Genomic DNA, 14,738 nt, shown 5'->3' with positions numbered 1-14,738 from the left:
AAATAATTTAATCTTTTAATTGGTTTTTTCTTGTTAGAACTATTTCCGTTGCCCCCTCCTCAAAATCGGCTTCGATAATCTCATTTTCAGCTAAAGGTCCTCTTAATATTTCCTCAGCTAAAGGATCTTCTAAGTATTTTTGAATGGCACGATTCAAAGGTCTAGCTCCATATTGAGGATCATATCCTTTATCAGCAATATAATCCTTGGCTTTGTCTGTCAAAGTTACCGTATATCCTAAATTGCTCAAACGAGTTTTCAATTTAATCAGCATTAAATCGATTATTTGATGTAAATCAGCTCGTTCTAATGAATTAAAGACAATAATATCATCCAAACGGTTAATAAATTCAGGAGCAAATGCTTTCTTCAATGCATTTTGAATGGTTGATTTAGCGTGCTCCTCCATATTATCTGTTCTAGATTTTGTAGAGAAACCGATTCCTGAACCAAAATCCTTCAAATCTCGAGCTCCAATATTAGAAGTCATGATGATGATTGTATTTCTAAAATCAACTCTTCTTCCTAAGCCATCTGTTAAAATACCATCATCCAGTACTTGCAATAACAAGTTGAATACATCTGGATGCGCCTTCTCTATTTCGTCCAACAACACCACAGAATAAGGCTTTCTACGGATTTTCTCAGTTAATTGACCTCCTTCTTCATATCCAACATATCCCGGAGGCGCTCCCACTAAACGAGATACACTGAATTTCTCCATGTATTCGCTCATATCGATGCGCACCAAAGCATCTTCTTTGTCAAACAAGTAGGAAGCTAAAACCTTGGCCATTTCTGTTTTACCTACCCCAGTAGGTCCTAGGAAAATAAATGAACCAATCGGCTTTTTCGGATCTTTCAATCCTACCCGAGTACGTTGAATAGCTTTCACTAATTTTTTAATGGCATCTGCTTGACCAATGACATGCTTGGACATTTCTTGCTCCATTAATAATAGCTTCTCTCCTTCTTTTGCCGCCACCCGGTTCACAGGAATACCTGTCATTTGAGCAATTACCTCAGCCACATGTTCCTCGGTAACGGTGAACTTTTGCTTTTTAGACTCTTCTTCCCAAATATTTTTAGCCTGCTCCAATTGATCAATCAATTTCTTTTCACGATCACGCAACTGTGCAGCTTCCTCATATTTCTGCGATTTCACTACCTGGTTTTTCTCTTTCTTGACAATTTCAATTTGAGATTCCAAAGCTACTATATCAGCAGGTACATTAATGTTGGAAATATGTACACGAGCCCCCACTTCATCCATTACATCAATCGCCTTATCAGGTAAGAAACGATCAGAGACATAGCGATCCGAAAGTTTCACTGCGGAAACAATGGATTCTGGAGTATAAATCACATGGTGATGCTCTTCATACTTGTCCTTAATGTTATGCAAAATTTCAATTGTTTCATCTACAGTGGTTGCATCAACCATCACCGTTTGAAAACGACGAGCCAAAGCTCCGTCTTTTTCAATGTATTGACGGTACTCATCCAAGGTAGTGGCTCCAATAACTTGTATATCCCCTCTAGCTAAAGCTGGTTTAAACATATTGGAAGCATCTAAGGACCCCGAAGCTCCACCAGCCCCTACAATCGTATGTAACTCATCAATGAATAAAATAACATCTGTTGATTTTTCCAACTCATTCATGACCGCCTTCATTCGCTCCTCAAACTGACCACGGTATTTGGTACCTGCCACTAATGAAGCTAAATCAAGTGTAACTACACGCTTACCAAATAACACTCGAGAAACCTTCTTCTGAATGATTCGAAGCGCTAGACCTTCTGCAATAGCCGTTTTACCAACACCAGGCTCACCTATCAAAATAGGATTGTTTTTTTTCCGACGAGATAGGATTTGAGCTACACGTTCTATTTCTTTTTCACGACCTACTATCGGATCTAACTTACCATTTTCTGCAATTTTAGTTAAATCTCGGCCAAAATTATCTAATACAGGTGTCTTACTCTTCTCTGTACTTTTGGTTCCTGATGATGCAGAGCCCGAACTTGCAGATCCACCAGAACCTGAAGAATATAAGCGGTTATCATCATCATTGTCATCCGTATCCGAACTTGCCTTGGGAGAATTCTCTTGACCTGCACCATTTTGAAATTCTACCATTTCTTTGATTAAATCGTAGTAAACTTGGTACTTTTCTAAAATCTGCGTAGCCACATTATCTTCATCACGCAAAATTGCCATCAACAAATGATCTGTTCCTACTAAATTGGTTTTGAAATATTTCGCTTCCAAATATGTCAAACGCAATACCTTTTCTGCTTGTTTGGTCAAAGGAATGTTCAACATATTTTGTTTATCAAATGATGAACGACTGGTAGAAGAAGTTGAATGTTCTATACTTTGCCTTAATTGATCTAAGGAAACACTTGACTTCAACAATAAATCAATTCCTGGACCTTCTCCATCACGAATCATTCCTAGCATCAGGTGCTCTGTCCCAATGTAATCATGTCCTAAACGTAAGGCCTCTTCTCTTGATAGAGAGATCACTTCTTTCACTTTATTTGAAAACTTAGCCTCCATATAATTTATTTTTATGCCGAGAACAAGAACACCGTTCTATTTGTTCATTTTTTGTTCAATTGATTTAAAATCAAATTAGCATCCCTGCCTTGATTCATTAACAAATCCAACACAGATAAGTTTGGTTGAAATACATTTCCAAAACATTGGGGATATGCTAATTCCGTATAAACGTTTCTATCTCGCCAATCTTGCTTAGCTTGGATATAATTCCAAAATACATCTTTATCTTCTATTTCAAACGATTCTGACAGAGAATAATTCCACTTTCTCCCCAAAATTCGCCCAAACAACTCTATGTATTCAATATTTAAATCTACTAAAAAATTTAATTTTTTCGCAAAAATCGCCTGGATATATGGCTCAAAATACTCAAAATAGGGTGCTTTTCCATAAGCAGCCTGTATAGCGCCTTGATGGATCCTAACCCAATTTTGAGCATAATCGATTCGAATATCTTTCATGAGCGTTTTACCCGAATGAGCATGTTGAATGGGAACTGTTAATGTCTCAATCCCGTTAGCACCTAAAATCAGTGCTCTATTTCGATACGTTTGCTTTGGAAAATGTTCGTGGACTTCGAATTGAACTTGCTCTTGGGAAAGAAGTAAAGTAATATATTCTATACTAGGTAAATAGTGGATCTCAATTCGCATTCCCAAAAATTAATCGGATATTTGCAAAATTAATAGAATATAGCCAATAAGTTCAGAAATCAAATGATGTTTTTCTTTAGGTTACTAGGTCAACTACCTTTATTTGTACTTTATAGATTAGCCGATACATTAAAATGGATCTTTTATGCTATTATTTCATATCGCAAAAAGGTTATTATCGGGAACTTGAGTCGTTCTTTCCCTGAAAAATCAGACAAAGAAATCAAAAAAATTGCCTTTCAATTCTATGGTTATTTAACTGACCAATTATTGGAGTTTTTTAAGGGAGTTTCTTTAACAGAAAAGCAAGTACTGGAACGCGTGGAATTAAAGAATCCCGAATTGGTTCAAAACTACATCAATCAAGGAATTCCTGTCATTTTGGTAGCTGGCCACCAAGGAAATTGGGAGTGGGCTATCCACCGCTTAGCTTTAACCAAATTGACTAATGATATTGTTTATCAAAAATTAAATAATCCTGCCTTTAATGAATTTAGTAAACAGGTTCGCCAAAGATTCGGGAATATCGTATTAATGGAAAAAAGGGAGTCGGTCATACTAACCAGAGATAGAAAATTAATTCCCAGGGTAATTTGTTTAGCAGCCGACCAAGCACCACAAAAACCTGAAACGGCTTATTGGACACCATTTCTACAACAGGACACAGCATTTTTTACTGGCATGGAGCGATTTGCCCGGGAATATCAATATCCAGTGGTATTTGCCGAATTAATTCGCAAAAAAAGAGGACATTATTCTATGTCCTATGAATTATTAGCAGAACCTAGCTATGAAAACCTACCTTATGGTGAAATTATTGAGCGCTTTGCTAGAAGATTAGAAAAATCAATTGTCAAATATCCTGAGCAGTATTTATGGTCTCACCGTCGATGGAAACATAAAAAGCCTGAACATATTTCCATCAAATGGAATTAAAGAAAATCGGAACAATCACCTGCACCTTCGCGAATAATCTCAATTTCATCATCAAGTAGATCAATCACACTGGAAGGAAGCAAACCTCCAAAATCACCATCTAAGACTAAATCTACCTTATTCTTATAGGTATCAAAAATCAGACTAGGATCGGTATAATCTTCTATATCTAATCCCTCTTGAGGTAATGTCGTAGTTAGCAAGGGGTGTCCCAAAGCTTTGACAATATCCAATATGGGCAAATAGTTGGGTATACGAATTCCGACCGTTTTCTTACCTTGAACCAATACCGCTGGAACTTTGGAACTTGCAGGCAGTACAAATGTATATGGTCCTGGTAAATAGCGCTTTAAGATCTTAAAGGCAAAATCACTCACTTTGGCAAAGTTGGCAATAGAACTCAAATCAGCACAGATGAATGAAAAGCGATTTTTATTGGGTTTTATTTGCTTGATTTCACAAATACGAGCAATGGCTTGAGCAGATTGTATAGAACATCCCAAGGCATACATGGTATCTGTGGGATAAATAATGACTCCATTTTTATTCAATGCCTGTACCACTTGCTCCATGAGAGCAGCTGAATTATTCTTCTCGTAAATTTTAATCAATTGAGCTTCCATTTTTTAGTCGAGAAGGTGGATGAAAGAAATCATTGGGTTCTTGTTCATTATCCTCAATTTTCACTTGGTCAATACTGGCATTGATTTCAAAACCCACCAATAAAATTAGCGCAAAAAAGTATAACCAAACCATGAGAGCAATAAGAGAACCTATTGACCCATATACCTTATTATAGCTAGCAAAATTCACTAAATAATAGGAGAATACATTGGTAATAAATATCGTTAAAATAGAAGCCGTAATAGACCCTGCGTTGAAAAATTTCCAACGTTTATGGATAGCGGGTGCATAAAAATAGATGATGGATATCGTTAAAAAGAATACAGAGAAAATAACGAAATAGGTCAGTATTTTGATAAAATAAAACGTAAAGTCATAATTAATTAAGCCTTTATTGGCCAAACTATGAACAATTAAATTACCTACAATGAATACCAAAAAAGCGGTAATTAAAACAAAGGTTAACAAAAAATTCAGCGCAACAGCTATGACTCTTTCTTTGATATACCCCCGATTTTCATTGGTTTTATATGTCAAGTTAAACGACCTTATTAATGCCATAATTCCACTAGTGGACGCATAAAGCGCTAAAATAAAACCAAATGATAACACTCCTCCCCTTTTATTACTTACCAATTCCACCACCAATTCGGATAAATCCTTCAACATACTTTTAGGAATAGACCCTTTTAAAAAGCCAATCATCTTGACATCCAAATGATCAATAGGTAGATAAGCCAAAAGGGAAAAAAGAAATATGATGGCCGGGAAAAAGGCTAAAGTGAAATTATAGGCTACAGCCGCAGCTCGAACATCGATGTCAAATTGAAATATCTTTTGATAAAGTATACTCAGAATTCGGGCTAAGACATAGTGCTCCTCCAGTTCTTTCCAAATTAGTTCAAATTCACGAAGTATACTTTTTTTCATATTAAAAATATGGCTTTAAAACCTCCAATAAATAATCTGGGGCCTTCACCATTTTTTGTCGTTTCATGTCCATGAAAACCAGTGTTGTCTTGCCTTCGTGGATTAATTCCTGCTTACTATTCAATATTCGATAGGAAAATTGAATTCGCACCTGAGGTAATGACAATAAAGTACATTCTATGGTTAAAACCTCATCGTAATAAGCTGGAGCTAAAAATTTTGAATAATTCTCATAAACAGGTAAACCTATTTGTTGATCTTCTAAATCCTTGTAACTAACACCTAAACTGCGTAAAGTCTCAACTCGAGCAATCTCATACAATCGAGCATAGTTACCATAGTAAACATATCCCATTTGATCCGTATCGGCATAACAAACTCGATAAGTTACTGCATGACTAAACATATTACTTAATTTTTAAAGCGTCTAAAGCACTTTGGTACCTTCGAGCATTCTGCATATGCTCTTCATATGTGCTAGCAAAAGAATGGTATCCAGAAAAATCCTCTTTGGCACAAAAATACAGATAGGAATGCTTTTCCAGACTTAAAACCTTATCAATTACTTGTGGTGAAGGAATGGAAATAGGTCCTGGAGGAAGCCCAGTTAAACGATACGTATTATACGGAGAACTAATAGCCGTATATTTTCCTGTTACACGTTTAATCGTAAAATCTTTCCAAGCAAAAACGATCGTCGGATCAGCTTGCAAAGGCATACCCGTTTTTAAACGATTCCAATAAACTCCCGCTATTCTCGACTGTTCATCTGATTTTTTACTTTCACCTTCTACGATAGAAGCTAAAATCCCTACTTCTGTAGGCGTCAATGCCAATTTCTTAGCTTTATCTTTTCTTTCAGAGGTCCAAAATTTAGTATATTCTTTATTCATTTTTGACATGAATAACTCAAAAGATGAAGTCCAAAGGATTTCATAGGTATTGGGAATAAACATACAAGGAATTGTTTCCTTATTGAAACCAAATTGACTTACATATTCATTGGAATCCAATTGATTGAATATAAACGTCGAATCAAATGGCAATTGTTGGGCCAACTTCCCTGCCAAATCTTCTTTTAAACGAAAGGTATTAATGACTAGTCGAATGGCATCTTGTCGACCATTTCTCAGCTTTCGTATGATTTCAAAATTGCCCGATTCTGAATAAATTAAATAGCGACCTGCTTTTACTCTTTCTGGATAAGATAATACTTTGGCTAAAAAGCGAAAACTTAATTGATCTCTAACTAATTTATGTTTTTCTAACGTATCCAAAACCGTTTGAAAGCTGGCTCCTTTGGGTATTAATAAAGCAAAAGGCTTATCTGCCTTCACATCAAAATTAGGTGTCTTGAATACTTGCCAGACATAATAGGAAAACATGGCTGCCAAGAGCGAAAATACTAAAATAAATATCTTGAATTTCTTGTTGTCAATCATCTCAGGCTAGTATAAAAGGTACATTAAATCGATTGGCTAAGGATTGTAAATCAGCCACTACAGGTTCCAGCAGTGGAATTCCATGAGCTTTACGTTCCACTTCTAATTCTCTTTCTGGATCACCTGGAATAATAACTTGCTTTCCTTCAACGGCTTGTGCTGATCGAAAACGTTGTATCCATTTATCCATGTCTTGTTTAAATTCATCGGCTGGTCTAAAAGCATCTATGCGCATGGCACCTAAAAAATGGCCTGTCCCAATACCTACTGTCTCACCTGCCGACATAAAACCTGCTGTAGCAAAAGGTGGAACCCAAGGTCCAAAATTAGCACCTGATAAGACACCCGATAAAATGTCGACCATAGCACCTAATGCATAACCTTTATGTGAACCATGTTCTCTATCACCGCCTAAAGGAAGTAATGCACCTCCGTTTTTAATAGCAAATGCATCGTTGGATGGGTTTCCATCTGCATCTTGCACCCAGCCATCTGGTGTATCCAATCCTTTTCTTTGTAAGATCTCCAATTTACCATAGGCCACTGCAGTAGAGGCAAAATCAGCCACAAAGGCTGGTTCAGTTAAAGCAGGAATTGCCATGGCCACAGGATTTGTTCCCAATAATTTCTCTCTGGAAAAGGTGGGAGTTACGAGTGGAGCAGCATGAGTCATAGCCCAGCCTATCATTTGGTGTTCTAAAGCTTTCATGGCATGGTAACCTGCAATACCAAAGTGATTCGAATTACGAACAGCTATCCAACCTGTACCTGCTTTTTCTGCTTTTTCACAAGCAATTTCCATGGCATAAGGTGCTACCACCAAACCAAGACCTTTATCTCCATCAATCACCGCAGTAGAGGGAGATTCATGAATAATCTTTATATTCGGATTAGGATTAAGCCTTCCATGGTCAAATAAACGTACATATCCCGCTAGTCGGGCTACTCCATGTGAATCAATTCCACGTGCATCCGCAGATACCAAAACTTCAGCGGCCAACTGTGCTTGATTTTCAGGTACTCCTATGGATTCGAAAACTGAAGCCACAAAATTTTGTAAGCGGGTGAAATCTGCTTGCATAGTCTAAAAACAAAGTACAAAGATAAAAATATTATGGGGGAATAAAACTTTTAACAGCTTGCCGACGTTCTTTTGCTATATTCGTTTCATCGAATTTTACTTCGTCAAATTATGCAAACTAATGATCTCCTTGAATTAAGTCAGTCCTTCTGGTTTTGGCTAGTGCTTATTTTAATAGCCGTCGTAATACGAGATGTATTTATCCAAAAAAGCCATACGATTACGCACAATTTTCCCATAGTAGGCCATATTCGATATTGGATTGAGCGGATTGGTCCAGAAATTCGACAGTACATTGTGGCCAATAACCGGGAAGAGCTTCCATTTAACCGACAAGAACGATCTTGGATTTATGCATCCTCTAAGAATGAAAATAATTTACAGGGCTTTGGAAGTGATCAAGATTTTAATTCTCCTGGATACATCTTTATAAAAAATGCCATGATGGGTTATAATCCTCCCAAGGACCATCCATTTAGAACCAATCCTGGCGTTATTCCTGCTGCCAAAGTCATAGGAGCCTATCATGAAAGGAAGCGACCATTCCGCCCATATTCTGTAGTGAATATTTCTGGTATGAGTTACGGTTCCTTATCTGCCAAGGCTGTGGAATCCTTGAATAAAGGTGCCTATTTAGCTGGATGCTTTCATAATACGGGAGAAGGATCTTTGTCGCCTTATCATCAAATGGGAGCCGATATCGTATTGAATATTGGAACAGCCTATTTTGGAGTACGGGATTTAGACGGTAAATTCTCTATGGAAAAATTGGTTGAAAAAGTTCAGGCAAATCCAAGATTAAGAGCTATTGAATTAAAACTATCCCAAGGGGCTAAACCAGGAAAAGGTGGAATGCTCCCAGCGGCTAAGGTTAATAAAGAAATTGCCGATATACGGCATATACCCATTGGAAAAGATGCCTTCTCCCCTGCTTTTCATTCTGAATTTTCCAATATTCCAGAAATGGTTGATTTCATCGAAAGAATGGCAGAAGCTACTGGACTACCTGTTGGGATTAAATCAGCCATAGGAAAATTAGAACAATGGGAGGAATTAGCTCAATACATGAAAAAAACGGGCAAAGGGCCAGATTTCATCACCATAGATGGTGGCGAAGGGGGAACGGGTGCTGCACCACATGCCTTTGCTGACCACGTATCCATGCCATTTACCTTTGCTTTTGCAAAAGTGTATCAAATATTTCAAAGACAGGAATTGACTCATCATATCTTTTTTATTGCCTCTGGGAAACTGGGATTTCCTGAAAAAGCCCTAATGGCCTTTGCCATGGGTGCTGACTCCGTCAACATTGCCCGAGAAGCCATGATGTCCATTGGATGTATTCAGGCCCAAAAATGCCATACCAATCACTGTCCTACGGGAATAGCCACGTCCAATAAATGGTTACAAGCGGGTATAGATGTAAGCCTAAAGAGTGAGCGTTATTATTTGTACCATTATACCTTAATCAAAGAAATTGGAGAAATTACCCATGCCTGTGGCTATGAACATCCATGTCAATTGACCATGGATGATATTGAATTCTCCATGGGAGATAATAACCGTACCATTGCACTTTCTAAATCACTAGGCTACCATAAAGACCCCATAAAATATGGTAGTTTCCATGATTTATTAGCTTGTTCTCATTTAGGTGGAGAAGGAGCAAGAAAACGATTAACATTTGCGCCTCAGGTTTAGAAAGGTTTGGTTATCTTTGCACTATGTTATCCATATCCAATCTAAGTTTCTATTTCGGTAGTAGGGCATTGTATGAAAATGCCAATTTGCACATCAAACCTAAAACCAAGATTGGTCTCATTGGGGCCAATGGTACAGGTAAATCCACTTTACTTCGCTTAATTTCAGGTGAATACTCGCCTGATGGTGGAAATATTTCCAAATCAGGGGAATGTACCATCGGTTTTCTCAATCAAGATTTATTATCCTATCAAACAGATGATAGTATCTTGGAAGTAGCCATGCAGGCCTTTGACAAGCAACTAGAGCTTCAACATAAAATTGATGCTGTCTTGCATAAGATGGAAACTAATTATGAAGATAAGGACATTGATGTGTTAGCCTATTTACAGGAGGAATTTGAGCGTTTGGATGGTTACACGATACAAGCGAAAACAGAAGAGATATTAGAAGGTTTAGGATTTAGCACCGAAGATTTATCCAGGCCCTTGCGCTTATTTTCTGGAGGATGGAGAATGCGTGTGATGCTGGCCAAATTACTTTTACAAAAACCTGCCCTTCTATTACTGGATGAACCAACCAACCACTTGGACTTACCGTCCATTGAATGGGTAGAAAAATACATACACGATTATGAGGGCTCCATTGTCGTGGTCTCTCACGATCGTTATTTCTTAGATAGAACCATCGATCATATAGCGGAGGTTTCCAATGCTAAAATCACGTTATATCCAGGTAATTTTTCCTTCTACATGGAAGAGAAAGCCTTAAGAAATGAAGTACAAAAAGGGGCTTTTGAAAACCAGCAAGCCCAAATTCGCCAGACAGAGCGATTTATAGAACGCTTTAAAGCTAAAGCATCTAAAGCTAAACAGGTTCAATCGCGTGTGAAAGCACTAGACAAAATTGATATTATCGATGATGTCATTGATGAAAAAGCAAAAGTTAATTTCAAATTTAATTTTGGCACACAACCAGGCCGATTCATCCTCTTCTTGGAACAAATTTCCAAGGCTTATGGAGAAAAAATCATCTTAAAAAATACCTCGGCAACCATCAATCGAGGAGATAAAATTGCCTTAATTGGTGCTAATGGTAAGGGGAAATCAACCTTATTGAGAGTCATTTCTGGCACTGAAAAAATTGAAGGAGAAAGAAGACTAGGCCATAATGTAATTGAATCCTTTTTTGCTCAGCATCAGTTAGAAAGCTTACAAGTAGAAAATTCACTTTTGGATGAATTAAAGTCGACAGGAACGGCTAAAACTGAAATGGAATTAAGAAGTATCCTGGGATGCTTTTTGTTTTCAGGCGAAGAAGTATTCAAAAAGATCAAAGTACTTTCAGGAGGTGAAAAATCACGTGTAGCTTTAGCTAAAGTCCTTATTTCTCAGGCTAACTTCCTGCTTTTGGATGAGCCTACCAACCACCTAGATATGCAGTCAGTGAATATTTTGATTCAAGCATTGCAGCAATACGAAGGCAGTTATGTGGTTGTTTCTCACGATCGATTCTTTGTATCTCAAATTGCCAATAAAATTTGGTACTTGGAGGATTACGAAATCAAAGAATATCCAGGCACATTTGAAGAATACGAAACATGGCAAGAAACTAGAAAAGCAGAATTACCTAGTGGAAATAAAAAGGTAGCGGAGAAACCTAAACCAGAAATTGAAAAAACGATTGCCCCAGTCAATCCCGTAGTGAATCATGCCAAACAAATTGAAAAGCTGGAGGCTAAAATCATGGAATTGGAAAATAAGAAGGAAGAAATTGAGACTAAAATGTCTGAATTGGCCCAAAATAACCAATTTCAAGAAATGAAAACTTGGGAAGAAAAACTAACAGTAGTAACACAAGAATTAAGTTTGGTGATGAATGAATGGGAAACTTTAATCGCTTAATACGATGAAATTTCATGGTTTAACCTGCTTATTTTTTATTTTATACTTCTCCTCGTTTGGACAGATCAAAAATAAAAAAATCAAAAGTGAAGTTCAGACCATTATTTTGAGTCAATCTGAAGAAAAAACCATCATCACCGATAATCCAGTAATTGACCTTTCTACTCAAGGTAATCATCAATTATCCTTTGATGATTTGGCAATGAAGAACTTAACCTATCATCTTCGCATCATTCATTGCCAAGCAGATTGGAAGCCTTCTTCCCTATCTGAGATTGAGTATTTACAAGATTTTAACGATGTGCCTATTCGATCACCCAAAAACTCATTTGGCACCAAAATCCCTTACTTACATTATCAAGTTGAATTACCTAAAGTTAGAATCAGTGGTAATTTCATTGCCATGGTGTATGCCCAAAGAAATAAGCGAGATACCGTGTTTACCAAGCGATTTTCGGTCTATGAAAACGCCATAACCGTTGCAGCAAAAATCTCTTTTGCTAGACCCAATCATCTTCGCAATACCCATCAAGCAATCGATCTAACTTTGTTATATCCAAATCAACTCATGTTAAATTCGGACGATGGGTTAGACATTATCCTGAGAAAAAATTATCAGACAGAAAATTGGTTGAGTAAAATTCCAAGAGCTCAAATAAATGGACAAGAGCGAAAAATCACTTTTCCCTTTTATGATAATGAAAATGTGATTCCAGGAGGAAATGAATTTCGATTAATCAATTTATCGAGCACCCAGCAAAAAATGACCTTTGTAGAGAGTATTCGACAATCGGATGCATTTACGGAAATAAGTACCATGGTAGAAGTTCCGCAAGGGAATTATTCTTATGTCCAAAGGCCCGATTTTGATGGATCATTTGTCATTGATCATTATGAAAATGGAAACGCCAGCGTAGCATCTGATTATATCTGGTGTAATTTCCAATTGAAAATGGAGGAATTGGCCGATGAACAAATTTATGTAGTAGGTGCTTTTAACCAATATGAAAAAAGCTTAGATAATTTAATGGAATACCATGCATCCAAGCAGATGTACACCAAGAAAATCCGTTTAAAACAAGGGATTTATAATTATCAGTTTGTAAGTAATAAACCTAATACCATGTTAGAAGGAAATTACTCACAAACTGAAAATACCTATGAGGTATTAGTCTATTTTAGAAAACCTGGCGATCGCCATGATTCTTTATTGGGATATAATAAATTAATTTATCCTTAACTAGACATTGAATCTAAAGTGCATGATATCACCATCTTGTACCACGTATTCTTTCCCTTCCACACTCATTTTTCCGGCTTCTTTACAGGCCAATTCCGTTTTTAAGGTCTGATAATCTGACAATTTAATGACTTCAGCACGTATAAAGCCTTTCTCAAAGTCAGTATGTATAACACCTGCTGCCTGAGGCGCCTTCCAGCCTTTTTGGATAGTCCAAGCACGGACTTCTTGTACACCAGCGGTAAAATAAGTGATCAAATTCAACAAATAGTAAGAACTGCGAATCAACTTGCTTAAGCCCGATTCGGTTAAGCCATATTCACCTAAAAACATAGCTCTTTCGTCTAAGTCTTCAATTTCGGCAATCTGAGCTTCTATAGCAGCACAAACCACAATCACTTCAGCGTTTTCAGCTTGCACATTGGTTCTTAATTGATCCACATATTCATTACCCCCTTGAGCTAAGGCTGATTCATCCACATTGGCAACATAAATAACTGGCTTATCAGTTAATAGATATAAATCCCCAATTGCGGCAGCTCTTAATTCAGGATCCATATCCAAGGTACGTGCAGATTTACCCGCTTCCAAAGTGGCTTTAAACTGCTGCAATGCCGCTAATTCTTGTCTCGCCTTGGCATCACCTGCCTTAGCTGCACGTTCTGTTTTAGAAATCTTCTTATCTACAGATTCTAAATCCTTTAGTTGCAATTCCATATCAATGATTTCTTTATCACTGACAGGATTGACACGCCCTTCTACGTGAACAATATTTTCATCCACAAAACAACGCACCACATGAATGATCGCGTCCACTTCACGAATATTGGCTAAAAATTTATTTCCTAAACCTGCTCCTTGAGATGCCCCTTTAACTAAACCTGCGATATCCGTAAATTCAATGACGGTAGGTAAAACCCGCTGAGGCTTAACTAACGCTTCCAAAATGAACAAGCGTTCATCCGGTACAGTGACAATTCCCACGTTGGGTTCTATCGTACAAAAAGGGTAATTAGCTGCTTCTGCTTTGTTAGAAGAAATAGCACTAAATAAAGTTGACTTACCTACATTGGGTAAACCAACAATTCCACACGTTAATCCCATAGCTTATTTAAAATGAAGCGCAAAAATACGCTTAAAAATTAAAAAAGCCCCTGTTTGTACAGCGGCTTTTTCGTAAATATCCAGTAAATTTTTATTCCCACTTTAAATCTGTACCACCAAACTCATCTTCATCACGATTGAATTGTGTAAAATCCACATCTGGCATTAATTCTGTCTTCACATGATCCACTGCTTCTTTCAGTCCATCCATGAATTTATCAAAATCCTCCTTGTAAAGGAACATTTTGTGCTTTTCATACACAAATCCATCTTCTTTTTGGTGACGGCGACTTTCAGTTATAGTTATGTAGTAATCTTGTGAACGAGTTGATTTAACATCAAAAAAATAAGTTCTTTTACCCGCACGAATTCTTTTTGAAAACAATTCTTCTCTGTCTCTTTCTTCCACTTTAAATAAGTATTTAAGTTTTACAATGCGTAAATCTACTATTTATTCTCAATCACTCAAAAAATATAATGGAAATTTACTGTCAAAAATTGCACATTTTTTGTACAAAAGTTAGATAATCTTAAATTATAAGTATAAAAATTGCACA

Annotated in this window: 13 protein-coding genes; 4 read left to right on the top strand and 9 right to left on the bottom strand. The window is 37.0% G+C overall.

All coding sequences use genetic code 11. The features are described 5' to 3' along the window. Window positions 1-7: 7 nt before the first annotated feature. Both EWU23_RS01120 and EWU23_RS01115 read right to left on the bottom strand, forming a co-directional pair. Window positions 8-2,563 (bottom strand): ATP-dependent Clp protease ATP-binding subunit, encoded by a 2,556-nt coding sequence (locus tag EWU23_RS01120; protein WP_166227964.1) that lies wholly within the window; start codon window positions 2,561-2,563, stop codon window positions 8-10. Window positions 2,564-2,607: 44 nt separating this feature from the next. Continuing rightward, the gene (locus tag EWU23_RS01115; RefSeq protein WP_166228995.1) at window positions 2,608-3,219 is read right to left on the bottom strand and encodes a WbqC family protein; all 612 of its coding nucleotides are present in this window, start codon (window positions 3,217-3,219) and stop codon (window positions 2,608-2,610) included. A gap of 63 nt (window positions 3,220-3,282) precedes the next feature. Here EWU23_RS01115 and EWU23_RS01110 point away from each other — a divergent pair, with 63 nt between their 5' ends. Next, entirely contained in the window at window positions 3,283-4,155 is an 873-nt protein-coding gene (locus tag EWU23_RS01110; RefSeq protein ID WP_166227962.1) for a lysophospholipid acyltransferase family protein, read from the top strand. On the opposite strand, the gene EWU23_RS01105 is transcribed toward EWU23_RS01110, so the two are convergent. From EWU23_RS01105 to EWU23_RS01085, 5 genes are read right to left on the bottom strand one after another with little or no spacing between them, the layout of a single operon-like run. Then, window positions 4,152-4,778: an L-threonylcarbamoyladenylate synthase gene (locus EWU23_RS01105; RefSeq protein ID WP_166227960.1), complete on the bottom strand. Its 627-nt coding sequence runs from the start codon at window positions 4,776-4,778 to the stop codon at window positions 4,152-4,154. The genes EWU23_RS01110 and EWU23_RS01105 overlap by 4 nt on opposite strands. After that, window positions 4,759-5,709: a YihY/virulence factor BrkB family protein gene (locus tag EWU23_RS01100; protein ID WP_166227957.1), complete on the bottom strand. Its 951-nt coding sequence runs from the start codon at window positions 5,707-5,709 to the stop codon at window positions 4,759-4,761. Before EWU23_RS01100 ends, EWU23_RS01105 begins: the two co-directional genes overlap by 20 nt. A 1-nt stretch (window position 5,710) precedes the next feature. Further along, entirely contained in the window at window positions 5,711-6,115 is a 405-nt protein-coding gene (locus EWU23_RS01095; protein ID WP_166227955.1) for an acyl-CoA thioesterase, read from the bottom strand. Between the two features lies 1 nt (window position 6,116). Further along, on the bottom strand, window positions 6,117-7,151 hold the full coding sequence (gene mltG / locus EWU23_RS01090) for an endolytic transglycosylase MltG (RefSeq protein ID WP_166227953.1): 1,035 nt from the start codon (window positions 7,149-7,151) through the stop codon (window positions 6,117-6,119). 1 nt (window position 7,152) lies between these two features. Continuing rightward, window positions 7,153-8,232, bottom strand: coding sequence for an Ldh family oxidoreductase (locus EWU23_RS01085; protein ID WP_166227951.1), 1,080 nt, complete (start codon window positions 8,230-8,232; stop codon window positions 7,153-7,155). Between the two features lie 111 nt (window positions 8,233-8,343). Between EWU23_RS01085 and EWU23_RS01080 the strand changes: the two genes are divergently transcribed. From EWU23_RS01080 to EWU23_RS01070, 3 genes are read left to right on the top strand one after another with little or no spacing between them, the layout of a single operon-like run. Then, window positions 8,344-9,933: an FMN-binding glutamate synthase family protein gene (locus EWU23_RS01080; RefSeq protein WP_166227949.1), complete on the top strand. Its 1,590-nt coding sequence runs from the start codon at window positions 8,344-8,346 to the stop codon at window positions 9,931-9,933. A 23-nt stretch (window positions 9,934-9,956) separates the two neighbouring features. Continuing rightward, window positions 9,957-11,837: an ABC-F family ATP-binding cassette domain-containing protein gene (locus EWU23_RS01075; protein ID WP_166227947.1), complete on the top strand. Its 1,881-nt coding sequence runs from the start codon at window positions 9,957-9,959 to the stop codon at window positions 11,835-11,837. A gap of 4 nt (window positions 11,838-11,841) precedes the next feature. Beyond that, complete coding sequence (locus EWU23_RS01070) at window positions 11,842-13,077, top strand: type IX secretion system plug protein (RefSeq protein ID WP_166227945.1); 1,236 nt, start codon at window positions 11,842-11,844, stop codon at window positions 13,075-13,077. On the opposite strand, the gene ychF is transcribed toward EWU23_RS01070, so the two are convergent. After that, entirely contained in the window at window positions 13,078-14,181 is a 1,104-nt protein-coding gene (gene ychF, locus EWU23_RS01065) for a redox-regulated ATPase YchF (RefSeq protein WP_166227943.1), read from the bottom strand. A 91-nt stretch (window positions 14,182-14,272) separates the two neighbouring features. Next, window positions 14,273-14,590, bottom strand: coding sequence for a DUF3276 family protein (locus EWU23_RS01060; RefSeq protein WP_166227941.1), 318 nt, complete (start codon window positions 14,588-14,590; stop codon window positions 14,273-14,275). Between the last annotated feature and the right edge of the window lie 148 nt (window positions 14,591-14,738).

Source organism: Aquirufa beregesia (assembly GCF_011090385.1).
Classification (GTDB): Bacteria; Bacteroidota; Bacteroidia; order Cytophagales; family Spirosomataceae; genus Aquirufa; species Aquirufa beregesia.
The sequence above is the reverse complement of the archived record's forward strand: the minus strand, read 5'-3'. Positions and strand labels throughout refer to the sequence as shown.

Coding starts and splice junctions, on each gene's coding strand:
- EWU23_RS01120 (WP_166227964.1), bottom strand. CDS start 2,563: ATGGAGGCTAAGTTTTCAAATAAAGTGAAAGAAGTGATCTCTCTATCA.
- EWU23_RS01115 (WP_166228995.1), bottom strand. CDS start 3,219: ATGCGAATTGAGATCCACTATTTACCTAGTATAGAATATATTACTTTA.
- EWU23_RS01110 (WP_166227962.1), top strand. CDS start 3,283: ATGATGTTTTTCTTTAGGTTACTAGGTCAACTACCTTTATTTGTACTT.
- EWU23_RS01105 (WP_166227960.1), bottom strand. CDS start 4,778: ATGGAAGCTCAATTGATTAAAATTTACGAGAAGAATAATTCAGCTGCT.
- EWU23_RS01100 (WP_166227957.1), bottom strand. CDS start 5,709: ATGAAAAAAAGTATACTTCGTGAATTTGAACTAATTTGGAAAGAACTG.
- EWU23_RS01095 (WP_166227955.1), bottom strand. CDS start 6,115: ATGTTTAGTCATGCAGTAACTTATCGAGTTTGTTATGCCGATACGGAT.
- mltG (WP_166227953.1), bottom strand. CDS start 7,151: ATGATTGACAACAAGAAATTCAAGATATTTATTTTAGTATTTTCGCTC.
- EWU23_RS01085 (WP_166227951.1), bottom strand. CDS start 8,232: ATGCAAGCAGATTTCACCCGCTTACAAAATTTTGTGGCTTCAGTTTTC.
- EWU23_RS01080 (WP_166227949.1), top strand. CDS start 8,344: ATGCAAACTAATGATCTCCTTGAATTAAGTCAGTCCTTCTGGTTTTGG.
- EWU23_RS01075 (WP_166227947.1), top strand. CDS start 9,957: ATGTTATCCATATCCAATCTAAGTTTCTATTTCGGTAGTAGGGCATTG.
- EWU23_RS01070 (WP_166227945.1), top strand. CDS start 11,842: ATGAAATTTCATGGTTTAACCTGCTTATTTTTTATTTTATACTTCTCC.
- ychF (WP_166227943.1), bottom strand. CDS start 14,181: ATGGGATTAACGTGTGGAATTGTTGGTTTACCCAATGTAGGTAAGTCA.